The organism is Halapricum salinum, from assembly GCF_004799665.1.
Classification (GTDB): Archaea; Halobacteriota; Halobacteria; order Halobacteriales; family Haloarculaceae; genus Halapricum; species Halapricum salinum.
In genome coordinates this window covers 2539988-2560915 of record NZ_CP031310.1, presented here as the reverse complement: position 1 = coordinate 2560915, position 20928 = coordinate 2539988, and the positions used below count along the sequence as shown (strand labels likewise).

Genomic DNA, 20928 nt, shown 5'->3' with positions numbered 1-20928 from the left:
ACGAAATGAGAGTCTCGAAATGAGCGAGCACGAGGCCGAACGGAGTGAGGCCTCGAATTGTTCGAACGGCGACCGGAGGGAGCCGTGAGAGCCCCGAAACGTCGAGCGTGGTGAGGGCTTTCGAGAAGGTGCTGTCTCCGGCAGTCACAGTTCCTAGCGTGGAGAGGGATTTCTACAGTCGTTGGTCGCTGGTGTGTAGTCGACTCCCCAGAAATCCCGTCTAGCCAGAAACCGTAGTTGGTATGTCCGTCAATCTACTCTGCACGGGTAAGATGGTACACGTCAGCATTATCGGCACCGGAAACATGGGCGGGGCCCTGGTGAAAGGCCTCGCCCGCGGGGGCGACCACCGGGTGACGGCGATCGACGCCGACCCCGACGCCCTCGACGCGATCGACGAACACAGCGAAGCGACGAGCACGGATCTGACAGCCGCCCAGGACAGTCCCGTCGTCGTCCTCGCGGTCAAGCCCGACACCGTCGCCGTGGTCCTCGAAGAACTCGATCTCTCCGGGGACCAGACGCTCGTGACCATCGCGGCGGGCGTCTCGACCGACTTCGTGAGTGCGCGCACCGACGCCACAGTAGTTCGGATCATGCCCAACCTCGCCGCCGAGACCGGCGACATGGCCGCCGCGGTCACGCAGGGCGAACTCACCGACGACATCCGCGAGTTGCTCGACGACGTGGGCGAGTTCGTCGAGATCGACGAGGACCTGATGGACATCTCGACGGCCGTCAACGGCTCCGGCCCCGCCTTCGTCTTCTATCTCATCGGAGCCATGAAAGAAGCCGGCATCGAGGGCGGGCTCGACCCCGAACAGGCCGAAACCCTCGCCGCCCAGACGTTCAAGGGTGCGGCCGAGACCGTCCTCCGGGACGACCGCAGCGTCGACGAACTGATCGACGCCGTCTGCTCGCCCGGCGGGACGACTATCGAGGGGATGAAGGTACTGCGTGGCAGCGACGTCGAAGCGAAGGTGATCGAGGCCGTGCTGGCGGCCGAACAGCGCTCCGAAGAGATCGCTGAGGAGTTCCACGATGACTGAACAGGAGACCGAGCGCGTCGAAACCGTCGACGCCGAGGAAGTCGAACGGGCGCGTCAACTCGCGGCCGACGCCCAGCGCGTCGTCGTCAAGGCCGGGACGAACTCCCTGACCGACGAGGAGTCACGGCTGGATCGCGTGAAACTGGACAAGCTCGTCAGCGACATCATGGACCTCCGAAAACGGGGCAAGGACGTCCTCCTCGTGTCGTCGGGCGCCATCGGCGCCGGCAAGGGACTGCTCGACGAAGACGTCGAGACCGTCGAAGGCTCCCAGGCCCTCTCGACCATCGGTCAGAGTCAACTGATGCACCACTACACCCAGAGTTTCGACCGCTACGACCAGCAAGTGGCCCAGGTCCTGCTCACCGAACACGACCTGTCGAACCCCGAGCGCTTCACCAACTTCGCCAACACTGTCGAGCAGCTGTTCGAATGGGGCGTCGTCCCGATCATCAACGAGAACGACGCCGTCGCCACAGAAGAGATCCAGATCGGCGACAACGACATGATCTCCGCCTCCGTGGCCATCGGAATCGACGTCGATCTGCTGGTGACGCTGACCGACGTCGGCGGCGTCTTCACGGGCAATCCCAAGGACGACCCAGACGCCGAGTTGATCGAGGCCGTCGGCACGAACTACAGCGCAGTCCAGGAGATCATCGACGCCTCGACGGACGCGGCGTTCGGCGGCATCCAGACCAAAGTCGAGGGGGCTCGCGACGCGAGCGAGCACGGTATCCCCGCCATCATCGCCAAATCCACGGAACGGGACGTCCTGGAGAAAATCGCTACTGCCAAACCCGTGGGAACGCTATTCGTCCCTATCAACGGTGAGTCCGATGAGTGAGACTGTCTACGACACCGACGGGCAAGTCACGGAAGCACAGCAGGCGGCGCTGCGACTCGCGAACGTCAGCGAGGACGATCGTGACGACGCCCTCCAGTCGATCGCCGACGCCATCCGCGAGCACAGCGAGGCGATTCTGGAGGCCAACGAGCAAGACGTCGCGGAAGCCGAGCAACTGCTCGAAGAGGGCGAGTACACCCAGGCACTCGTCGATCGGCTGAAACTCGACGACGGAAAGCTCGAATCGATCGCCGAGATGGTCGAGTCCGTCGCCGCACAGGACGATCCCCTCGGCGAGACGCTGGAGGCCCGCGAACTGGACGACGATCTGGAGCTGTACAAGGTCGCGGTCCCTATCGGCGTCGTCGGGACCATCTTCGAATCCCGGCCCGACGCGCTGGTCCAGATCGCCGCGCTGTCGCTCAAATCCGGGAACGCAGTGATCTTGAAAGGTGGCAGCGAGGCCAGCGAGTCGAACCGGGTCCTCTACGAGACCATCGTCGAGGCCACAGGTGAAATGCCCGAGGGCTGGGCCCAGCTCATCGAGGCCCACGAGGAGGTCGACGCCCTGCTGGAGATGGACGACAAGGTCGATCTCATCATGCCGCGTGGCTCCTCGGAGTTCGTCTCCTACATTCAGGACAACACCCAGATTCCCGTGCTGGGCCACACCGAGGGGGTCTGTCACGTCTACGTCGACAGCGAGGCCGATCTGGAGATGGCCGCAGACATCGCCTTCGACGCCAAGACCCAGTATCCTGCGGTCTGTAACGCCGTGGAGACGCTGCTCGTCAGCGAGGACGTGGCCGCGGACTTCCTGCCCGGGATGGTCGCTCGTTACGAAGACGCGGGCGTGACTCTGCGTGGCTGTCCCACGACCCAGGAGTTCGTGGATATCGATCCCGCGACCGACGAGGACTGGGCGACGGAGTACGGCGATCTGGAACTCTCGATCAAGGTCGTCGAGGACGTCTACGACGCGATCGATCACGCCAACACCTTCGGCTCGAAACACACCGAGTCGATCGTCACCGAGAATAGCCAGCACGCAGAAGCCTTCATGACTGGGATCGACGCCGCGAGCGTCTTCCACAACGCCTCGACGCGGTTCGCCGACGGGTATCGCTACGGTCTGGGTGCCGAAGTCGGGATCTCGACCGGGAAGATCCACGCGCGTGGCCCCGTGGGTCTTGCGGGTTTGACGACGTACAAGTACTATCTGGAGGGTGACGGGCAGCTCGTCGCGACCTACGCTGGTGACGATGCGAAGCCGTTCACGCACCGCGATTTCGAGGGTGACTGGCGGCCTGGACAGCTCTCTGGCAACTGATTCTCTTTCTCTCGTGTTCTCCCGGCTCGCTGGCTAGGAGCCGGAGACTATGACGCCAACAAGCAGGGAAAGCCCTCGACTCCCTTTCAGCCCGACCGAGTCTCGCCCTTTCAATCCTCCAGGCAACCGCCCCGCACAACAAGCCTGCCACAACCACTTTTTCCTCCCTCGGGTTTCCTCGTTCGCTTCGCTCACTGCGGGAACCACTCGGTCAGAAAAACATGGGGAAAAACGACCCGGACGCTCAGCCTTCGGCTTTGCGTCCGGTGAAACGGCTCACTTTGCTCGCCGTGTGCTTGTACTGACAACACAGCAAGCCTGCCCTTCCCCGGGTCGCGCGCTCACGGGTCACTGCGTTCCCCGTTCGCAATCGAGACGCTCCCTGCGGTCGCGTCTCGCACGCGCTCCCGGCCACCGCGGGGCGGTCAGGAAGCGTGTTCCGCGCGAGATCTGAGCGGTGCGAGGGCGACCAGCGGGAGCCCTCGATGCGGAACGGCGAGTGCAGCGAGCCGTGGAGCGAAGCGAAGATCTCGGAATGAGCGAGTCGCGTGGAACGGAGTTCCACGGACCGTTCGAGCGGGCGGAGCCCGCGAGAAGACGGTGAAACCGCGAGCGCGCCGGACGGCGCGGAACCGGGGGGAGTGGTGGAGTCATTCGCGAGCGCGTTTTGTCGCGCTCACACCTACGATACCTGGTGGAATGAAAGGGCGAACCACGGTCGGCGGTTCCCGGGCGACTCAAGCACTACAACGAGCGAAGCGAGTGAAGCGCGCAGCGAGCCCCGGAACTCCGAGCGTGGTGAGGGCTTTCGAGGAGGCCTCTCCAGCAGTATCGCTATTGCCTAGCGAGTGAACCCGAATCCCATTTCCGTCTCAGACGACTAGAACCCAGCAATGCGCGACGTTACGGATCTCTACCAGGAATTCGGCGACGAGCGACTTCCGCCGGGCCAGAGCGAGCGCGAGGATTTCCCCGTCCTCTCGAAAGGCGGCACACCCCGGGTCGATACCGACGTCTGGGAATTCACCGTCTCGGGTGCCGTCGAGAACGAACTCACCTTCACGTGGGAGGAATTTCTCGACCTCCCGAGTGAGACCCAACTCCAGGACTTCCACTGTGTCACGGGCTGGAGCCGTCTCGACAACGAGTTCACGGGCGTCCCCTTCCCCGAAATCGTCGAGCGCGCGGGCGTCTCCGAGGACGCCGTCCACGTCATGTTCGGCGCGGCCGACGACTACACCACCGACCTCGCCTTCGACGCCTGCAACCGCCAGGAGGTCCTGTTTGCCTACGAACTCGACGGCGAACCCCTCCCCGCAGATCACGGTGGCCCCCTGCGGGTCGTCACGCCACACAAGTACGCCTGGAAAGGCGCCAAGTGGGTCGACAGCGTCACCTTCCTCACCGAGGAAGAACGTGGCTACTGGGAACAACGCGGCTACTCCGACACCGCCAATCCCTGGGAACAGGACCGCTATAGCTAATCAGAAGCGACGACGTACGACAACGACAAAACCGCGAATCGCCGGCAGAACAGTCGAAATCGAGGGACCTTAGATCTCGCTCTCGAAGTCTTCGAGGGCGTAGGACGGCTCGGCACCGCGGCGGTCGAGCGTCTCGTTGGCCAGCAGCCAGTAGACGACCGACAGTGCTTTTCGACCCTTGTTGTTCGTCGGGACGACGAGGTCGACGTTGCTGGTGGTGTTGTTGGAGTCACACATCGCGATGACCGGGATCCCGACGGTGATGGCCTCCTTGACGGCCTGGGCGTCACCGATCGGGTCCGTGACGACCACGACGTCGGGCTCGATGTAGCCCTCGTAGTCGGGGTTAGTCAGTGTCCCGGGGATAAATCGACCAGTCCGGGCGCGTGCACCGACGGCCTGGGCGAACTTCTCGGCCGGGAACCGACCGTACTGCCGACTCGATGCCACGAGGATCTGCTCGGGATCGTAGTTCGCCAGGAAGTCCGCTGCCGTGCGGATCCGCTTGTCGGTCATCGAGACGTCCAGCACGTACAGCCCGTCCGTGCGGACGCGGTGGATGAACCGCTCCATGTCCTTGGTCTTCTGCTGGGTCCCGATGTGGACCCCGGCACCGAGGTAGTCGTCGACCGGGATGAGGAGGTCTGCCTCCTCGCCCTCCGGCATGACGTCCTCGTCGAGCGTCGGCTCCTCCTCGGCGGCCTGCTCTTCCGCAGCGTCGGCCTCCTCGGCCGGTGTCTCGACGTCCGTGGCCGACTCCTCGGCCTCGGACGCGGGCGCTTCCTCAGCCTCGGCGACGGCGCCGGCCTCGCCGGCTGTCTCCGAAGCGTCGTCGATGTCTGCGTCGTCTTCGTCCTGACTCATGCTTGTTCTTCGATCCTGATCAGTTCGTTCAGTTTCGCCGTCCGCTCGCCGGCGACGGTCCCCGTCTTGATGTACGGGGCCGCGGCGCCGACGGCGAGGTGAGCGATGGTCGTGTCCTCGGTCTCGCCGGATCGATGCGAGACCACGGACTGGATACCGTTCTTCGCGCCGAGTTCGATGGCGTCGACGGCGTCGGAGAGAGTGCCGATCTGGTTTGGCTTGATGAGGATCGAGTTCGACGACCCCTGTTCGATCCCGGTCTGGAGGCGCTCGACGTTCGTCACGTACAGGTCGTCACCACAGATGAGCGTCTCGTCGCCGACCTCGTCGGTGAGGTCGGCGAAGGCCTCGAAGTCGTTCTCGTCGAGAGGATCTTCCACGTACGCGAGGTCGTACTCGCGGGTCATCTCTGCGACGTACTCGATCTGTTCGTCGGTCGAACGGTTGTCCTCGCCGTCGTAGACGTATTCGCCGTCCTCGTACATCTCGGCGGCGGCCATGTCCAGGCCGAAGCCGATCTCGAAGCCGAGTTCGTCCGCAATTTCGGAGGTCGCCTGGTCGACGATCTCGAACGCTTTGTCGTCGCCGATCGGCGGCGCCCAGGCACCCTCGTCGCCCTTGTTCGTCGGCACGCCCTCGTCTTCGAGCAGTTCCTTGATCCGGGCGTGGACCTTCGCGTTCGCGAAGACCGCCTCGGTCACGCTCGGTGCACCGACCGGTGCGGAGAGGAACTCCTGGATGTTCGTCGCCTCGGCGGCGTGTTCGCCACCGCCGACGACGTTCCCAAGGGGGGTCGGGAACTGATCGCCGCGGAAGGTGCCACCGAGGTGCTGGTACAGCGGCGCACCGAGCACGTCGGCACCGGCCTTGGCCGCGGCCATCGAGATGGCGACTGCGGCGTTCGCGCCGATCTCCGAGAAGTTGTCCGTGCCGTCAGCCGCTCGGAGCACTCCGTCGACCTCGCGCTGGTCGCCGGCGTAGACCTCGCCGACGAGCCGCGGCACGGCGTGTTCGCGTGCCTGTGCGATGGCCTCGTTGGCCGGCAGTTCGATGGCTTCGTGTTCGCCCGTGCTCGCGCCGCTCGGTGCGGCCGCACGGCCGAAGCCGCCACTCTCGGTGGTGACGTCGGCTTCGACAGTCGGGTTGCCTCGGGAGTCCAGTACGCGTCGGAGTCGGATGTCGGTGATCAGCGTCATGTGTGTTTACCTCTGTTAACTGTGAAGGGCAGGACCCCAGCGTCGAACTCCTCGGCCGCGATGAGGATCGGCTGGGTCTGGTCGGTCTCGACCAGCACCGGCGCGCCGTGTGCGATCTGCAGCGCTCGGGCACCGATGATGCGGGCTTTCTCGTAGCGGTTGTACTGCTGTCCCATCATTGGTAGGGTGAGACGATGTCGACGAGGTCCTTGTGGGAGACGAGCATCCGGCGACAGCAATGCCGTTCGACACCGAGTTCGTCGAGTACCTTCTCGGGGTCTTCGTCGTCTTCACGCGTCCGCGCTTTGAACTCTTCCCAGTGCCCGCCGATGACGTTTCCACAGGTGAAACACCTGACCGGTACCATCATAGTTTTATCACCTTAGCGGTAGGACTTCTGATAGCGCGCACGGGCACCCGGTCCGCCCCACTTCTTGGGTTCGGACTGGCGCACGTCGTTGACCAGTAGCGACCGGTCGAACTCCATGAACGCGTCGCGCAGTTCCGCGTCGTTCGTGTGCTGGACCAGGCCGCGGGCGATCGCCGTCCGGGTGGCGTCTGCCTGCCCGGTCGTCCCGCCGCCTTCGACCGTGATGTCGACATCGACCGACTCGCGGAGGTCGGCGTCGGCGATGCGGAACGGCTCGAGCATCTTCAGCCGTGCCAGCTCCGGTTCCACCAGTTCGACAGGCCGGGAGTTGATCCGAACCCGACCGTTACCGTCGCTCACAGTCGCGCGAGCGATGGCTGTCTTCTTCTTTCCTGACGTGTTCGTTACCATGTTACCTTGGCTCCGAGGCTTTCGGATAGCTCGTCCAGCTGGACGAACTTGATGTTCGACAGTCGATCCAGCGAGGTTCCCTCGAGAATCTCGCCCTCGTCGTCGTAGGGGTTGCCCACGTACACGCGGACGTTCTCGAAGGCCGCCCGACCCTTCTGCTCCTTGTAGGGCACCATCCCGCGGATGGCCCGCTTGAAGATACCGTCGGGTCGCTTGGGGTAGGCTGGTCCACGGTCGGAGCCGAGTTCACGCCGCTTCTGGAACTTCGACGTGACGTCGTCCTCGCTACCGGTGATGACCGCGCGTTCGACGTTGACGACGGCGACCGACTCGCCGTCCATCGCGCGTTCGGCGACCTGAGAGGCCACGCGACCCATGATGCAGTCACGCGCGTCGACGATCACGTCGGCGTCGGTGGTGTCTGCTTTCATTTGATCACCCGTACGTTCGATCCGTCGGGGTTGTCAGCGACTGCTTGTTCGAGCGAGACGACCTCGCCGGCCTGTTCGATCTTTGTCTCTGCCGAGCCTGAGAAGTCGACGGCCGCGACGGTGACGTCCTTCTGCAGGACACCACTGCCGAGGACCTTGCCTGGAACGACGACGGTCTCGTCTTCCTGAGCGTATCGTTCGATACGCCCCAGGTTGACTTCCGCGTGGGTACGCCGCGGCTTCTCCAGCCGGTCGGCGATGTCGCCCCAGACGTCTCCGCCCGACTGCCGGGCGGCCGACTTCAGATCGGCGATGAGACTACTGAGTCTCGGATTACTCTTACTCATAACGTCCCTCCTGAAAAGTGCAGGGAGCAGGATTTGAACCTGCGGACCCCTACGGGACAGCGCCCTGAACGCTGCGCCGTTGGCCAGACTTGGCTATCCCTGCTCGCAATAGTCTGTTTCACGTGACCCTTCAAACCCCTTTCGGTCCGGCGATCCGCGCCGCTCGCACCACTGGGGGCAGCGGGCAGGCGCCGTGAGAGGTCGAGGGTCGTGTTCATCCTTACAGTTGTACCGCGTCTTTCAGTGCTTCCGCGCGACCGCGGATCGAGTCGATACCTGCCTGGACCAGCGTGTCCACGTCGAAGGAGCCGTCAGACTCCACGTCGAAGACGAATGCCTTCTCGACGTCGTGAACTTCGACCTCACTGTCAGGGTAGCGCTCGGTGAGGTCGTTGTCGAAGTCCTCGGTCGGGACGAGGTCGCCGTCTTCGGTCTCGATGACCCCGCGGACGATCTCGGCCTCGCCGTCGTCGAACTCGTCTCGCTCTCCGACGACCTCGACGCGCTGGAGGTGTCGATAGCCGACGGCCACGCCGCCCTGGTGTTTGGCGTGGTCTTTCCCGTAGCCGAGAGTCGCGTCGGCCTCGAACTCCAGGCGCTGACCGTCCTTGAGGTCCATGATCGGCACGTCCGCGTCGGCCGGCTGGACCAGATCGTCGCTGGAGACGATGTCCCCGGAGTAGGCCGTCTCTGGCCCCTCGACGTCGAGTGCGAGCGTGACGACGTCGTCCTCCTCGAACTCGTCGCCCAGCGGCGTGGTCAGCGGGATCAGCCCGAGCCGGAGCGCGATCTGCTCGTCGAACATGACCGAGGAGTTCTCGACGAACCGGACGGTATCGATGCTGAAGGTGGGCACGTCGGCGATCATCGCCCGGCGGATGCCGTTTGCGAACGCCGGCGTGACTCCTCGCACGAGGAACCGTGCCCGTCGATCGTCCCGCTCGATGAACGCTACGTCGTAGTCTGCCATTGTATATTACCCGCTGGATTTCGGACTGCGTGTGCCGTCGTGTGGAATCGGCGTGACGTCCTCGATGCGACCGATTTCGAGACCGGCTCGGGCCAGCGCTCGAATCGTCGCCTGGGCGCCCGGACCGGGGTTGGTCTGGAGATTGCCACCGGGACCGCGAACCCGAACGTGGACACCCTCGATGCCCTGGGCCTGGACGTCTTCGGCGACGACCTCGGCCATCTGCATCGCGGCGTAGGGCGAGGCCTCGTCGCGGTTCTGCTTGACGACCGTCCCGCCGCTGGACTTGGTCAGCGTCTCCGCGCCCGTCAGGTCGGTGATCGTGATGATGGTGTTGTTGAACGATGCGTGCACGTGGGCGATGCCCCACTTGCTGTCGTCGTCTTCTGCCATGTTATTGGTCCTCCGCTCGTTCGGGGTGGAGTTCGTCCGCCAGCGGACTTGTCTCGTCGAACGCGATGGTGCTCTCCTCGTCGATGGCCACCTTCATCGACGGCGTCTGGACGCGAGCACCGTCGACGGTGACGTGGCCGTGGACGATGAACTGTCGCGCCTGCTTGGGCGTGTTGCCCAGGCCCTTGCGGTAGGCCACCGTCTGCAGGCGGCGCTCGAGCACGTCGGTGACGTCCAGGCTCAGGATGTCGTCCAGCCCGTCCTGGTCGTCGAGGATGCCCAGTCGCTTCAGTCGAGTGAGGAACTCGTCGGCCTCGTAGACACCGGTGTCGGCCTGGCCGAGCAGTTCACGAGCCTCGCGGCGGTAGCCACGCAGCTCGGACTGGGCGCGCCAGAGCTCCTCTTTGTTCTTCAGCCCGTACTGACTGAGCAGGCCGGACTCCTCGCCGATCCGCTCGCCCTGATAGGGGTGGTTCGGCGTCTCGTAGAACTTGGTGTTGGATCCGAGTGCCATTATTCTTCCTCAGCTGCGGCTTCCTCAGCCTGTTCTTCTTTGATCGCTTCGACGTTGACACCGATCGTCCCCTCGGTACGGCCCGTGGACTTGGTGCGCTGACCACGGACTTTCTGCCCGCGCTTGTGGCGGACGCCCTTGTAGGAGTCGATCATCTTCATGCGGTTGATGTCCTGTCGCTTGGTGAGGTCGAGATCGTTGCCGATCTCGTGGGACGTCTCACCGCTGAAGAAGTCGTTGCGATGGTTCGCGAGCCACTCGGGGACTTCGTCGGCGAAGCCTTCGACGAGTTCGACGACCTCGTCGATCGTCTCGTCGTCGAGGCGACCGAAAGTGTCCCGTCGATCGACGCCCGCCTTCTGGGCGATGATCCGAGCGGCGCGGTGGCCGATACCGTTCAGTTCTGTCAGCGAACGCTCGACAGACTTCGTGCCGTCGAGGTCCGTCTGGCCGATACGGACGAAGTACCGAAGGTCCTCATCGTCCTCCGGCGCTTCGTCCGCGTCTGGGTCTTCTGCACTCATGTGTGGATTGTAGTGAGCGTTGTGGCGGGGATTCGAACCCCGGAGGCTTGACGCCACATGGTTAGCAACCATGCGCCTTGGGCCGCTTGGCTACCACAACACGCTTGCTGGCATACTCGCGCCCATCACCGGCGTCGGTCGGTCACCGACGGGAAACGGACTCGGGGGCGCTCCCCCTGCACGATTCGTGTCTGCATGGTCCGACTCGCCCGCATATAAGGGCAACGGATCGCCGCCCGCATGCGTCGGTGTCTCGCGACCCGCGTTCACCGACGCTCGAAATCCGGAGTCGATAGCGGCGCGTCGTCCGACAGCGGTCGTCCCGCGAACGACTCGGGCGGTTGGCGCTCCCGCCAGGCCTCGAACCACTTCCGAACGGCACCGTCTGCCGCCCGCGTGAGCTGCCAGTGAGGACAGAGGTGAATCGGGAGACTGAGGTCGGCTCCGAGCTCCAATACCTGCCGGGAGTGCTCGAGGGCGTACTCGATCCACGCGTCAGTGCCGGACAGGCGGTCGAACGCGTCCGCGAGGTCCCGGTCGCCACAGTCACGGGCGTGCGAGCGTGTCGCCGACATCCGCGCGCTCCGGACGTTGAACGGCTCGTGGAACACCACGGCGGGATCGACGGTCGCGATCCGTTCGAGGAGCCGCCGGAGGGCGGCCCGATCCTGATCGGGGTAGGTGGGCGAGGCGAGGGCATACACCTGGACGCCAGCCTCGGCGAACGACCGGAGCGCGTCGAGACGACTCGCGGGGGCCGGAGCGTGCGGTTCCAGCGCCCGAACCGCCTCGGCGTTCAGCGAGGGGATCGAGGTACCGACAGTGACGTACTCGCCAGCGTCGACAAACGTCTCGAGGTCCCGTAGCGCCCGGGTCGGATTCCGGGTCAGCACTCGCACGTACTTCTCGTGGTCGGCCAGCACACGGATTACGTCGGTCGCGATACCGGCCGCACGGTCGTCCATGTACGGGTCGGTACTGAAGGAGACGCCGACGATCCCCCTGCCGCGTTCGGTCTCGTGCCACGTTCGCTTCCGGTCGAGGTGTGCGTCGAGTCGTTCGGGGAGGTCGTCACGATAGAGGACGTAACTACCCCAGTCCGAACGTGGGCTTTCGACGCCGCTCTCCGCACAGATCATGTCTTTGCGTGCACGAACGGGCGGTGTCGACGGGACGTAACAGAACGCACACCCGTGGCGACACCCGGTCGCGACGTTGACGACGTAATCACAGACGCCGTGAACCGACAGCGCCGACTCCGAGAGCACGGCATCGGTCGGGTCCGAGGCAGTGGTGACGCGTTCGACCATCGTGAGACGGGAGAGAGAAACTATTCGAACGCGGCCCGTTCGGTCGCGTCGGCGAGTTCCCGGTAGAACGGCTCGTCGGTCGCCACTCTGACGCTCTCGAGGAACCTCCCGAACCACTGCCGCGGATGCTCGTCGAGGAACTGTTCGAGAGTGGCCGGCGACTCGGTAGCCACCAGATGGCCCGCGAACTCCAGTTCGGTCGCGACGTGGTCCGGCAAATCAGGCCAGTCGGGATCGAGGCCAAGGCCGTACTCCCGGTACCACCGGACGACCGCCCTGGTCGACGACCCGAGGACGTCACCGAACCCTTCCTCGTCGGCGTCGCGGTAGACGCTCTCGTAGGGCGGACACGGCGGGTCTTTCGGGCCGACGAACAGCCGGGCGTGCTCGGTCCGCATCCGCTGAAGATCGACCGTCTCGATCCCCGGGACGATGGCGTCGAGCGCGCCCGACTCGATCGCGTCGACCAGCGCCTCGTCGGGCTGTCGCCAGCACCGCGCCAGCACGGCGTAGCCCTGGGCGATCTGGGCCGACTCGCCCCTCACGTCGGCGGCGTCACTCATCAGTACCACCGTCAGTCCGTGCCTGTCCGCCGTCGGCCGCGGCAGCGTCGGGGCGCTCGCGGCGGGTGTGGGTCTCGACCGTCTCGTCCGGGAACACCGGGAAGAACCGGAGTCCGAGCGTCACGATCAGCGCGCCGAGCGCGACTAACCCGAGCGAGATCAACAGCTCGACGATCGTCGGGGTGTACGAGCCCGAGGTCGCCCAGACGTTCGACCCGTAGTTCAGGTAGTCAGTCCCGGTGGTGACGCCGGGTGCGGCGTCGATGTTGAGCTGGTCGTAGCCGGTGAAGATGAGGTTCACGCCCTCGAAGAGGATGCCGACGATGGCGAACACGCTCGCGGTGAACACCGCCCAGACCTGCCGCCGCAGCGACGGGAGGACCAGCAAAGCCAGCGGGATCACCCCGCCGACGAGCGTCCACAGCCAGAACGACAGCGTGTCGCCGACGAGGAAGCCGCTGGTGATCGACCAGAACCCGAAGCTGTCTGCCCACGCGTGCGGGAGGCGCTCGGCCGCCAGCAGGTAGACGATGTGGACCGCGACGAAGATTCCCAGTACTTTGCCGAGTTCCGGAACCAGCTCGCGGGACAGCTCGAACCGCGTGAATCGGTCGGCCAGGACCGCGACGACCAGCATCAGCGCCAGCCCGGAGACCAGCGCCTTCATGATGAACATCGGCGCGACCAGCGGGCTGAACCAGTCACCACGGCCGATCTGTAGCGCGAAGATCCAGCCGGTTATCGAGTGCAGCGCGACCGCCAGCGGGATGGCGATCGCGGCCGCCCAGAAGCTCAGCTTCTTGTCCCGCTTGCGGCCGGCCGCGGTGTCTTTCACACCGAAGGCCAGTCGCGAGCCGCGTGCGGCGAGATCGCGCCGGGTCAGCAGCCAGAAGTACCCGGCCGTGAACAGGCCGTAGACGATGACGATTGCGAAGTCCCAGACCATCGGCGACCGGAAGTCCGGCGACAGCAGGAAGCCGATCGCTTTCAGCGGTCGCCCGAGGTCGGGGATGATCAGCAGCCCTGCGACGACGATGCAGGCGAAGCTGACCAGCACGCCCAGCGCCGCGATCGAGTCGTAGCGATCCGAATGGAAGAACTTGGGCACGCTGGAGATGATCAGTCCGCCGGCCGAGAGGCCGACGAAGAACACGAACAGCATGATGTACAGCCCCCAGGAGAACACGTTGTTCATCCCGGTCACTGCGAGTCCTTCGCTGAGCTGGTAGAACCAGGCGAACAGCCCGGCCACGACGAGCACGACGAGCGTGCCGAGCCAGACCTTCCCGGGCGTGCCGAACCCGTCCGTACTGGTGGTCTCGCTCATTGGTCGTCACCTCCGTCGGGCACGGCCTGACGTTTTTTCTCCGTCCCCTCCAGTTCCTTGCCGGAACGCTGTCGACCGGGGGTCATCTCCCCGCGCACGTAGTACGTGCTCGGTTTCGTCTCCAGATCTTCGAGGAGCCGGTGGGTCTCGTACTTGTTGACGTACTTCGAGACGGTACTTTCCTCGTCGTCGAGGTCGCCGAAGATCCGCGCGTCGGCGGGGCAGGCGTCCACACAGGCCGGATCGAGGTCTTGCTCGACGCGGTGGCTGCAGAACGTACACTTCTCGACGACGCCCTGCGGCCGTTTCGGGACGTTCCCGGTCCCCTCGTCGGGGACGTGGTCGGGTTCGTCGTAGTTGAACACCCGTGCGTTGTACGGGCAGGCCGCCATGCAGTAGCGGCAACCCATACACTTGTCGTAGTCGATCTCGACGATCCCGTCGTCGCGCGTGTAGGTCGCGTTGACCGGACAGACTTTCACGCAGGGTGCGTTCTCACAGTGCTGACAGGCCGTCGGCTGGAAGTCCATCGACATCGTCCCGGTCCCGTCGCCACCGTCTTCGGGGTAGCTTCCGGCCGGGGTCTCGATGTTGTCACCGCCTTCAGTGAGCACGCGGTTCCAGGCCTGGCCCAGACCCACGTTGTTCTCTTCCATGCAACTCGTCGCACAGGCTTGACAGCCGATACATCGCTCCTGGTCGATCACCATTCCGTAGTTGGTCATGCGTTCTCACCTCCGTCCGGGTACCCGTCGAGCCACGCGGCCCGTTCGGGGTCCGTGTACTGGCTGGTATCGATGTCGTCCGGTGCCGACTCGACTTCGACGCGAGTGTCGTAGAACGCGAAGTTCTCGATGGCGTCGCTGACGTCCGTGTGCGTCAGGTCGTTGTGGTGGCCGCGGACGTAGTCGTCGCCCCACCAGCCCTGGTTGACGTTGACCATCCCGGGTCGGTACCCCTCGTTGTAGCGCGCCTTCACCACGACCTCGCCGCGGTCGTTGTAGATGCGGACGTACTCGCCGTCGTCGATGCCGCGAGCCTCGGCGTCGCTGGGGTTGATGTCCACGACAGGCTCGGGTTCGATCTGTCGCATCCGGGGCATCCGGCCGAACTGCGAGTGGATCCGCCACCGACTGTGTTTCTGCAAGAAGGTCAGCGGATACTCGTCGGCGAGTTCGTGATCCTCGTCGGTTCGGCTCTCCATCGGGACCGGGACTTCCAGCGAGGTGCCGTCCTCGCTGGGGGCGTCCTCGTCGTAGATTTCCAGCCGACCGCTCGGGGTGTTGAACTCGCCCTGCCAGATGATCTCGGGAGCGCTGTCGTCGAAGAAGGTCCCCTTCTCGCGAAGGTCTTCGAGCGTGAACCGATCCTCGGCGTCCAGGATCTTGCGCAGCGTCGTCTCGCGGTCGCGGTCGAAGTGCTCGCCGTATCCCAGCCGCTCGGCCAGGCGGGTGAGCATCCAGTGGTCGCTTTTGGACTCCCAGAGCGGCTCGTGTGCCGGTTCGCGGTAGCGAACGTGTGGCTGGGTCCACGAGCCGGTGACGTCCTCGCGTTCGAACCAGTGCGACGCCGGCAGGACGATGTCGGCGTGCTGGACGTTCGGCGTGTGTTGCATGTCGGCCACGGCGACCATGTCGACGTTTTCGAGCGCATCCAGCCAGCGCTGGCGGTCGGGCATCTGGTTGGCAGTGAAGTTCGACGCCATGGCGTACATGGCCTTGATCGGCTTCTCATCGTCGCCTGCCAGCGCCGAGAGGATCCCCTTCTGCTGGAGATAGCGTGCGCCGGGCGCGTCCTCGACGGCGCCGTAGTCGCTCGCGAACCCGCCGCCCTGGGTGATGCCACCGGTCACACAGCCGCTCATCCCGTACTGGCCGAGCAGTGCGAGCAGGATGGCGTAGGCCTGTCCGAAGATGTGGCCGTAGACGTAGCGGTCGACACCGAGGCCGGTCAGGATCCCGCCCGGGCCACGCGTGCCGAGCCACCGAACCGTCTGGCGGATGTTCTCGGCGTCGACGCCGACGTAGTCGGCCATCTCCTCGGGCGTGTACTCGGCAGCGGCCTCGCGGATCTCCGTGAGGCCGGTCGTCACCGTCTCGCCGTCGACCTCGTACTCACCAAAGAGGGCGTACTCGCCGTAGGTCTCTGGTTCGAGGGCGACTGGTTCGCCCGATTCTTCGTCGAGGGCGACCGGCGTCTCCTCGTCACCGTCCGCGAAGACGTCGGCCGTCCGCAGCAACGAGCCGTCGTCTCGGACCAGGGCCGGCCCGAGCGTGCGTTCTCGGAGGAACTCCTCGTCGAGGTAGTCCTCCTCGAAGGCCGTGTGGATCATCGCCATCGTGAGGTGGCCGTCCTTCCCGGGCTTGACCGGGAGCCACATGTCGGCCTTGGCGGTCGTCGTGTTGTAGACGGGGTCGACGACGACGATCTTCGCACCGTTTTGTTTTGCGTTCAACACTTTCGAGGCGTCCATCTGGAAGCGACTCTCGAAGATGTTGCCGCCCCAGATGACGATCGTGTTGGCGTTCTCGATGTCTGTCGCCTGGTTGGTCGGGGTGTTGAAGTAGCCGCCACCGGTGATCCGACGGAAGCCCAGGCCGACGTTGATGTCGATCGACCAGGACTTCATCGTCCCGCCGAACGCGCCGGCCAGGCGACTGTAGATGGTCCCCCCGATGCCGTCGGTCCCCGAACCGAGTTCGAAGTAGACGCTCTCAGGCGAGTACTCCTCGCGCACGCGGAGCATCTCGTCTGCGACGTAGTCGAGGGCCTCGTCCCACTCGATGCGCTCGAACTCGGCGTCCGGGCCACGTCCCGACGGATTCGGGTCGCCGGGCGACCAGTCGGTCCGTTTCATCGGATATTTCAACCGCGTCGGGTTGTAGGTCCGCTGGGCGTGGTTGAGTCCGAGGGTACACGAGCGCTGGTAGTCCTCGTTGTCCGGGACTTTCGGTTCGACCTTCTTGATCTGTCCGTCGCGGACGTGGACGTCCATCTGGCACTTGCCGCGACAGTTCGGCGAACAGTAGCCGTGGAACACGCCGTTCTCGTCGAGGAACTGCTCGACGGCGTGGGTCTGTCCACCGGTGTCGAGCGACTGCAGCAGGCTCGACCCGCCGAGGCCGAGGACGCCGGCCGCCGTCCCCGCACTGAGCAAGACAGTTCGTCGGCTGACGCCCTCCTGTTCACTCATCGTATCCCTCCGGTTTCGTCGGCCGGTCGTCGACGCCGAACTCCTCGAGGACGGCGTCGTGATACTTCTCGTGGAACGCCGCCTCGGACATCTCGCCGATGCTTACCCGGACGGCGTCCCGGCCCATCTCTTTTCCCAGTGCTGTACTGTTCGGGCCGTCCTCGAGGACCTCTTCGACGTGATCTTGCCACTCGGGATCGTCGAGAACGGCCGCCATCTGCTCGTCTGACTCGTTGCTGTCGGTCACGTGGAGGTCACCACGACTGTATATACACAGCGCTCACGCTACCGACTATCCGGACACTGTTGAGTGTTTTAAATAGGGGTAGCGCTGCTCACTCGATGTCGTGGAACAGGTCGCGCATGATCTTGGACTCGACCGAGCTAAGTCGTTTCGAGAGGGCAGACTTCGAGACGTCGAGTTCCGCAGCGAGGTCGTCGAAGGAGATGCTCCGCGGTCGATCGTAGTAGCCGGCGACGATCGCACGGTCGATCGTCTCGCGTTCGGTGTCGGTCAGCCCGTCGAGGTTGACCAGTTCCGACCGCGACTCGTCCTCGTCGGTGTCGACGACCAGCTGCTGGAGCCGGACCGTCTCGGCGACAGTGCCGAGATCGGAGACCAGCGCCCGCAACGTCTCTCTGTCGGGTGGGTTCGTCCGGACGAGCAGTTCGTAGTCAGAGATCGACTGCAGCGAGGGATTACAACCGTTTCGCGCGATGATCCGACAGATGCACTCACCATCGATCTGCGTCTGTCGGTGGTGGACAGCAGTCTCGTCTTCCGCGCCGCGGCACGTGACGTGACAGGTGTCGTCGATCACGTGATGATCGATCGGCGACGCCGTCTCGCAGTCGAGGACGACCGGGCAGGCGCACTCGGACGGATCGAACGTGACGACCAGTTCGGCCGTCAGTCTCCGCTTCGAGTCCCGGACCAGCCGGTCTCGACGGTCCGAGAGATCAGCGCCAGCGTCCGTGGCAGGGCACATACGTCCAGTTTTGTTCCCGACGACCCTGAAGATGGTGCTAGTTTTCACTATTCGAGAATGGACACAGCCGTCCACCGGCAGTTGGCCCATCGCAGTCGGTGCCCCAGCAGCAGACTCGTCTGCTCCATCGACAACACTGTGTCGAACAGTCTCACTCGCGGCGGGCGATCCCAACCGGCAACTCGCCGCCCTGGCGGTCGAGATACTGCAGGACGCCGCGGACGTTCATCGCGGTGTCGGTCTCGGCGACGATATTCGACCACCGATCGGGCCCTTCGACCGCGTCGACGAACGTCGCGACGACCGCACCGTCGGCCTCGGCCGTCTCCCGGGCGTCCTGTACTGTGCTGACCCACTCGACGATAGCTTCGGCGGCCCGGTCGAGACGGTCACCAGTCGGAGCCGCGCCGAAGTGACTGAACAGCAGCGTCGACGGCTCGAGGTCGCGGATCGTCTCGATATCTGCCAGCGCCTGCTCGGCGTCGAACGCTGGCGGCGGTGATATCGGCCGAATCGAGTCCGTCTCGGGCACGTAGATCCCGAGCGCGTCGCCGGTGAAGACGGCGTCGTCGCTGGGCGAGTGCAACAGCACCTGGTGGCCGGCGTGGCCCGGCGCGTGACGAACTCTGAGCGCTCGATCGCCGAGATCGATCACGTCGCCGTCGGCGAGCGGCCGGATACGGTGGGCGTCGATCGATCCGGGCTGGACGTAGTAGCGATTCCACCCCTCCTCACCGACGAGCCGCTTCGTTCTCTCGACCAGAAAGTCGGGATCTTGCAGGTGCGGCACGCCGTGCTCGTGGACGTACACGTCCGCGTTCGAGCAGACGCGTGAGAGAAAAGCCGCACCGCCGGCGTGATCCAGGTGAACGTGCGTCAAAACGATGTTTGCGACGTCCTCGGCGGCGATCCCGAGTTCGGTCAGTGCGTGGACGACCCGCTCGGCGTTCGCACCCGTCCCGGCCTCGACGATGGTCGGTTTGGGCGCGTCCAGAACGTACACCGACGCGTGATTCGCCAGATCGTACATCCCGACGTCGACGGCGTAGATATCGCGACACTCCCCGATCGAAACTGCGTTGAAATCCCCCACGGCCATACCTGCAGCGTCTCCGAGAGCCAATAAAAACGTACCGGCCAAGACGCGCACCCGCGAGCCGATCACTCGGCGTCGAGATACCGCAACACGCCCCGGACGTTCATCCCGATCTCTGCGCGCGCTTTCACGTCGCTCCAGACGGCCGGCGTCTCCAGGGTGGTCTGGAAATGCTCGATCACTGCCTCGTCACTCTCGGCGTCTTCGCGGACGGCCGCGACGTCCGCGACCCAGGAGTCGAGTCGCTCGGCGTACGTTTCCAGGCGATCTGCGGTCGGGGCCGGCCCGAAGTGTGCGTACAGCAACGTCTCCGGGTCGAGATCTGCAAGCATTTCGACGTCCGTGAGTGCCTGTTCGAGATCGAACTGCGGCGGCGGACTGGTGACGTGGACCTCGTCGGTCGAAGGCGTGTAGATCCCGGCGGCGTCGGCCGTGAACACCGCGTCGTTTGCGGGATCTTCGAAGGCCATCTGGTGGGGGGCGTGGCCGGGCGCGTGGTGAGCGAGCAGCGAGTGGGTCCCGAGATCGATCTCGTCGCCGTCGGTCAGCGTCGTCAGTCGGTCCTCGGAGACGGGCTCGGGCTCGGTGTAGAAGTCGATCTGTTCGCCGACGGCCGCTTTCGTTCCCTCCCAGAGCCGTGTGGGGTCGAGGAGGTGCGGCGCGCCTCGCTCGTGGACGTACACCTCGGCGTTCGGGCAGACCTCGGCGAGCAAGCCCGCGCCGCCGGCGTGATCGAGGTGGACGTGCGTCACTGCGATCACGGCCAGGTCCTCGGGCGCGACGCCCGCGTGATCGAGTAGGTCGAGGATCCGCTCGTAGTTGGTCCCGATTCCAGTGTCGACCAGCGCGGGCCGCTCGTCGTCGAGCAGGTAGACCGAGCCGTACTCCTCGACGTCGTACATCCCGGTATCGACGTAGTAGAGATCCGAACAGGAGCCAGTCGTGACTTCGAAGACGTCGCCGATTGCCATACGGCGAGTGGGGTGGGCAAGCGACAAAAACACTGGTCCTTTCGGTGGTGCTACGTCTCGAACCGGCCGTGGGACTCTCGGTGATCGATTTTATGCTCTCGGGGCGCTCTACTACCGAAAGGAATGGGTATCGAGGTTAATATCCCCGCGAGCGAACAGGAGTTGAGGAATCTACTATGCAGAGACCCATCGGCCGACGGACAGTATTGAAGACGATTGGCGCGGCCGGTGCGGCACTGGCAGTCGGGGGCGTCGGCACCGCGAGCGCACGACGCGGACGGGGGCCGCGCGGCCGTGACGCCGCCCGGCAGCGACAAGGGGCGAGCGCCGACCCCACGCTCGTCGAGTTCGCCATCGCGGCCAACACGAGTGGCCCCTACGCAGGTCAATTCGACACGCTGATCGCCGGCCTCGTGGCCAAGCCCGCGCTCCTGAAGACGCTGAACACCGCGCGCGGCCAGTACACGGTGTTCGCCCCCGTCGACGACGCCTTCGCGGCGATTGGCTTCGACGAGGCCAACGCGGACGATATCCCGGCCGACGTCCTGGCCTACCACCTCACCCGGGGCCGCCGCTACGCCAAGTCCGTGCTGGGCGCGCCCCGCCTGCGCATGCTGAACAAGGGCTTCGTCACCCAGGACGGTGGCGTCCTGAACGACGGACAGGCCACCATCGTCGCGACGGACTTCGAGGCGTCCAACGGTGTGCTCCACGCGATCGACGGCGTCCTGCTGGAGAGCTAACACCCG

Annotated in this window: 25 protein-coding genes and 2 tRNA genes; 5 read left to right on the top strand and 22 right to left on the bottom strand. The window is 64.9% G+C overall.

What is annotated here, in order from left to right:
• Nucleotides 1-272: 272 nt before the first annotated feature.
• The 4 genes from proC to DV733_RS12540 all read left to right on the top strand — a co-directional run bounded on the left by proC (nt 273) and on the right by DV733_RS12540 (nt 4710).
• Nucleotides 273-1049, top strand: coding sequence for a pyrroline-5-carboxylate reductase (gene proC, locus DV733_RS12555; RefSeq protein ID WP_079979471.1), 777 nt, complete (start codon nt 273-275; stop codon nt 1047-1049).
• A complete protein-coding gene (proB, locus tag DV733_RS12550; protein ID WP_049994380.1) occupies nt 1042-1896 on the top strand; it encodes a glutamate 5-kinase in 855 nt (284 codons plus the stop codon). Before proC ends, proB begins: the two co-directional genes overlap by 8 nt.
• The gene (locus DV733_RS12545) at nt 1889-3226 is read left to right on the top strand and encodes a glutamate-5-semialdehyde dehydrogenase (RefSeq protein ID WP_049994381.1); all 1338 of its coding nucleotides are present in this window, start codon (nt 1889-1891) and stop codon (nt 3224-3226) included. Before proB ends, DV733_RS12545 begins: the two co-directional genes overlap by 8 nt.
• An 893-nt stretch (nt 3227-4119) precedes the next feature.
• The gene (locus DV733_RS12540) at nt 4120-4710 is read left to right on the top strand and encodes a sulfite oxidase-like oxidoreductase (RefSeq protein WP_049994382.1); all 591 of its coding nucleotides are present in this window, start codon (nt 4120-4122) and stop codon (nt 4708-4710) included.
• A gap of 69 nt (nt 4711-4779) precedes the next feature.
• Here the strand turns inward: DV733_RS12540 and rpsB are convergent, their stop codons facing one another.
• The 22 genes from rpsB to DV733_RS12430 form a co-directional block, all read right to left on the bottom strand.
• Entirely contained in the window at nt 4780-5574 is a 795-nt protein-coding gene (gene rpsB / locus DV733_RS12535) for a 30S ribosomal protein S2 (RefSeq protein WP_049994383.1), read from the bottom strand.
• Nucleotides 5571-6770, bottom strand: coding sequence for a phosphopyruvate hydratase (gene eno, locus DV733_RS12530; RefSeq protein WP_049994384.1), 1200 nt, complete (start codon nt 6768-6770; stop codon nt 5571-5573). The genes rpsB and eno overlap by 4 nt, the downstream gene beginning before the upstream one ends.
• Nucleotides 6767-6949, bottom strand: a complete 183-nt coding sequence (locus DV733_RS12525) for a DNA-directed RNA polymerase subunit K (protein WP_049994385.1) — start codon at nt 6947-6949, stop codon at nt 6767-6769. The genes eno and DV733_RS12525 overlap by 4 nt, the downstream gene beginning before the upstream one ends.
• The gene (locus DV733_RS12520) at nt 6946-7140 is read right to left on the bottom strand and encodes a DNA-directed RNA polymerase subunit N (RefSeq protein WP_049994386.1); all 195 of its coding nucleotides are present in this window, start codon (nt 7138-7140) and stop codon (nt 6946-6948) included. Before DV733_RS12520 ends, DV733_RS12525 begins: the two co-directional genes overlap by 4 nt.
• Nucleotides 7141-7152: 12 nt before the next feature.
• Complete coding sequence (locus tag DV733_RS12515) at nt 7153-7551, bottom strand: 30S ribosomal protein S9 (protein WP_049994387.1); 399 nt, start codon at nt 7549-7551, stop codon at nt 7153-7155.
• Nucleotides 7545-7982, bottom strand: coding sequence for a 50S ribosomal protein L13 (locus DV733_RS12510; RefSeq protein WP_049994388.1), 438 nt, complete (start codon nt 7980-7982; stop codon nt 7545-7547). Before DV733_RS12510 ends, DV733_RS12515 begins: the two co-directional genes overlap by 7 nt.
• On the bottom strand, nt 7979-8329 hold the full coding sequence (locus DV733_RS12505; RefSeq protein WP_049994389.1) for a 50S ribosomal protein L18e: 351 nt from the start codon (nt 8327-8329) through the stop codon (nt 7979-7981). The genes DV733_RS12510 and DV733_RS12505 overlap by 4 nt, the downstream gene beginning before the upstream one ends.
• Before the next feature lie 18 nt (nt 8330-8347).
• Nucleotides 8348-8432 (bottom strand) — tRNA-Leu (locus DV733_RS12500).
• 117 nt (nt 8433-8549) lie between these two features.
• Nucleotides 8550-9299, bottom strand: coding sequence for a DNA-directed RNA polymerase subunit D (locus DV733_RS12495; RefSeq protein WP_049994390.1), 750 nt, complete (start codon nt 9297-9299; stop codon nt 8550-8552).
• A gap of 6 nt (nt 9300-9305) precedes the next feature.
• Nucleotides 9306-9692: a 30S ribosomal protein S11 gene (locus DV733_RS12490; RefSeq protein WP_049994391.1), complete on the bottom strand. Its 387-nt coding sequence runs from the start codon at nt 9690-9692 to the stop codon at nt 9306-9308.
• Between the two features lies 1 nt (nt 9693).
• A complete protein-coding gene (locus DV733_RS12485; RefSeq protein ID WP_049994392.1) occupies nt 9694-10206 on the bottom strand; it encodes a 30S ribosomal protein S4 in 513 nt (170 codons plus the stop codon).
• Nucleotides 10206-10730 (bottom strand): 30S ribosomal protein S13, encoded by a 525-nt coding sequence (locus DV733_RS12480; RefSeq protein ID WP_049994393.1) that lies wholly within the window; start codon nt 10728-10730, stop codon nt 10206-10208. The genes DV733_RS12485 and DV733_RS12480 overlap by 1 nt, the downstream gene beginning before the upstream one ends.
• A 17-nt stretch (nt 10731-10747) precedes the next feature.
• A tRNA-Ser gene (locus DV733_RS12475) sits at nt 10748-10830 on the bottom strand.
• A 166-nt stretch (nt 10831-10996) separates the two neighbouring features.
• The gene (locus tag DV733_RS12470) at nt 10997-12040 is read right to left on the bottom strand and encodes an SPL family radical SAM protein (RefSeq protein WP_049994394.1); all 1044 of its coding nucleotides are present in this window, start codon (nt 12038-12040) and stop codon (nt 10997-10999) included.
• A gap of 20 nt (nt 12041-12060) precedes the next feature.
• A complete protein-coding gene (locus DV733_RS12465; protein WP_049994395.1) occupies nt 12061-12603 on the bottom strand; it encodes a TorD/DmsD family molecular chaperone in 543 nt (180 codons plus the stop codon).
• The gene (nrfD, locus tag DV733_RS12460) at nt 12596-13930 is read right to left on the bottom strand and encodes an NrfD/PsrC family molybdoenzyme membrane anchor subunit (RefSeq protein ID WP_079979472.1); all 1335 of its coding nucleotides are present in this window, start codon (nt 13928-13930) and stop codon (nt 12596-12598) included. Before nrfD ends, DV733_RS12465 begins: the two co-directional genes overlap by 8 nt.
• Nucleotides 13927-14655, bottom strand: a complete 729-nt coding sequence (gene dsrO / locus DV733_RS12455) for a sulfate reduction electron transfer complex DsrMKJOP subunit DsrO (RefSeq protein WP_049994396.1) — start codon at nt 14653-14655, stop codon at nt 13927-13929. The genes nrfD and dsrO overlap by 4 nt, the downstream gene beginning before the upstream one ends.
• Nucleotides 14652-17123: a molybdopterin-dependent oxidoreductase gene (locus DV733_RS12450; RefSeq protein WP_049994397.1), complete on the bottom strand. Its 2472-nt coding sequence runs from the start codon at nt 17121-17123 to the stop codon at nt 14652-14654. The genes dsrO and DV733_RS12450 overlap by 4 nt, the downstream gene beginning before the upstream one ends.
• Nucleotides 17116-17340, bottom strand: a complete 225-nt coding sequence (locus tag DV733_RS12445) for a 4Fe-4S ferredoxin N-terminal domain-containing protein (protein WP_049995311.1) — start codon at nt 17338-17340, stop codon at nt 17116-17118. Before DV733_RS12445 ends, DV733_RS12450 begins: the two co-directional genes overlap by 8 nt.
• A gap of 118 nt (nt 17341-17458) precedes the next feature.
• Complete coding sequence (locus DV733_RS12440; RefSeq protein WP_049994398.1) at nt 17459-18112, bottom strand: helix-turn-helix domain-containing protein; 654 nt, start codon at nt 18110-18112, stop codon at nt 17459-17461.
• A 151-nt stretch (nt 18113-18263) separates the two neighbouring features.
• Nucleotides 18264-19211, bottom strand: a complete 948-nt coding sequence (locus DV733_RS12435) for an MBL fold metallo-hydrolase (RefSeq protein ID WP_049994399.1) — start codon at nt 19209-19211, stop codon at nt 18264-18266.
• Between the two features lie 62 nt (nt 19212-19273).
• Nucleotides 19274-20179 carry an MBL fold metallo-hydrolase gene (locus tag DV733_RS12430; protein WP_049994400.1) on the bottom strand — a complete coding sequence of 302 codons (906 nt, stop codon included), beginning with the start codon at nt 20177-20179 and terminating at the stop codon, nt 19274-19276.
• A gap of 176 nt (nt 20180-20355) precedes the next feature.
• On the opposite strand from DV733_RS12430, the gene DV733_RS12425 reads away from it, so the two are divergent.
• On the top strand, nt 20356-20922 hold the full coding sequence (locus DV733_RS12425; protein WP_049994401.1) for a fasciclin domain-containing protein: 567 nt from the start codon (nt 20356-20358) through the stop codon (nt 20920-20922).
• Nucleotides 20923-20928: the final 6 nt, after the last annotated feature.

Coding starts and splice junctions, on each gene's coding strand:
- proC (WP_079979471.1), top strand. CDS start 273: ATGGTACACGTCAGCATTATCGGCACCGGAAACATGGGCGGGGCCCTG.
- proB (WP_049994380.1), top strand. CDS start 1,042: ATGACTGAACAGGAGACCGAGCGCGTCGAAACCGTCGACGCCGAGGAA.
- DV733_RS12545 (WP_049994381.1), top strand. CDS start 1,889: ATGAGTGAGACTGTCTACGACACCGACGGGCAAGTCACGGAAGCACAG.
- DV733_RS12540 (WP_049994382.1), top strand. CDS start 4,120: ATGCGCGACGTTACGGATCTCTACCAGGAATTCGGCGACGAGCGACTT.
- rpsB (WP_049994383.1), bottom strand. CDS start 5,574: ATGAGTCAGGACGAAGACGACGCAGACATCGACGACGCTTCGGAGACA.
- eno (WP_049994384.1), bottom strand. CDS start 6,770: ATGACGCTGATCACCGACATCCGACTCCGACGCGTACTGGACTCCCGA.
- DV733_RS12525 (WP_049994385.1), bottom strand. CDS start 6,949: ATGATGGGACAGCAGTACAACCGCTACGAGAAAGCCCGCATCATCGGT.
- DV733_RS12520 (WP_049994386.1), bottom strand. CDS start 7,140: ATGATGGTACCGGTCAGGTGTTTCACCTGTGGAAACGTCATCGGCGGG.
- DV733_RS12515 (WP_049994387.1), bottom strand. CDS start 7,551: ATGGTAACGAACACGTCAGGAAAGAAGAAGACAGCCATCGCTCGCGCG.
- DV733_RS12510 (WP_049994388.1), bottom strand. CDS start 7,982: ATGAAAGCAGACACCACCGACGCCGACGTGATCGTCGACGCGCGTGAC.
- DV733_RS12505 (WP_049994389.1), bottom strand. CDS start 8,329: ATGAGTAAGAGTAATCCGAGACTCAGTAGTCTCATCGCCGATCTGAAG.
- DV733_RS12495 (WP_049994390.1), bottom strand. CDS start 9,299: ATGGCAGACTACGACGTAGCGTTCATCGAGCGGGACGATCGACGGGCA.
- DV733_RS12490 (WP_049994391.1), bottom strand. CDS start 9,692: ATGGCAGAAGACGACGACAGCAAGTGGGGCATCGCCCACGTGCACGCA.
- DV733_RS12485 (WP_049994392.1), bottom strand. CDS start 10,206: ATGGCACTCGGATCCAACACCAAGTTCTACGAGACGCCGAACCACCCC.
- DV733_RS12480 (WP_049994393.1), bottom strand. CDS start 10,730: ATGAGTGCAGAAGACCCAGACGCGGACGAAGCGCCGGAGGACGATGAG.
- DV733_RS12470 (WP_049994394.1), bottom strand. CDS start 12,040: ATGGTCGAACGCGTCACCACTGCCTCGGACCCGACCGATGCCGTGCTC.
- DV733_RS12465 (WP_049994395.1), bottom strand. CDS start 12,603: ATGAGTGACGCCGCCGACGTGAGGGGCGAGTCGGCCCAGATCGCCCAG.
- nrfD (WP_079979472.1), bottom strand. CDS start 13,930: ATGAGCGAGACCACCAGTACGGACGGGTTCGGCACGCCCGGGAAGGTC.
- dsrO (WP_049994396.1), bottom strand. CDS start 14,655: ATGACCAACTACGGAATGGTGATCGACCAGGAGCGATGTATCGGCTGT.
- DV733_RS12450 (WP_049994397.1), bottom strand. CDS start 17,123: ATGAGTGAACAGGAGGGCGTCAGCCGACGAACTGTCTTGCTCAGTGCG.
- DV733_RS12445 (WP_049995311.1), bottom strand. CDS start 17,340: ATGGCGGCCGTTCTCGACGATCCCGAGTGGCAAGATCACGTCGAAGAG.
- DV733_RS12440 (WP_049994398.1), bottom strand. CDS start 18,112: ATGTGCCCTGCCACGGACGCTGGCGCTGATCTCTCGGACCGTCGAGAC.
- DV733_RS12435 (WP_049994399.1), bottom strand. CDS start 19,211: ATGGCCGTGGGGGATTTCAACGCAGTTTCGATCGGGGAGTGTCGCGAT.
- DV733_RS12430 (WP_049994400.1), bottom strand. CDS start 20,179: ATGGCAATCGGCGACGTCTTCGAAGTCACGACTGGCTCCTGTTCGGAT.
- DV733_RS12425 (WP_049994401.1), top strand. CDS start 20,356: ATGCAGAGACCCATCGGCCGACGGACAGTATTGAAGACGATTGGCGCG.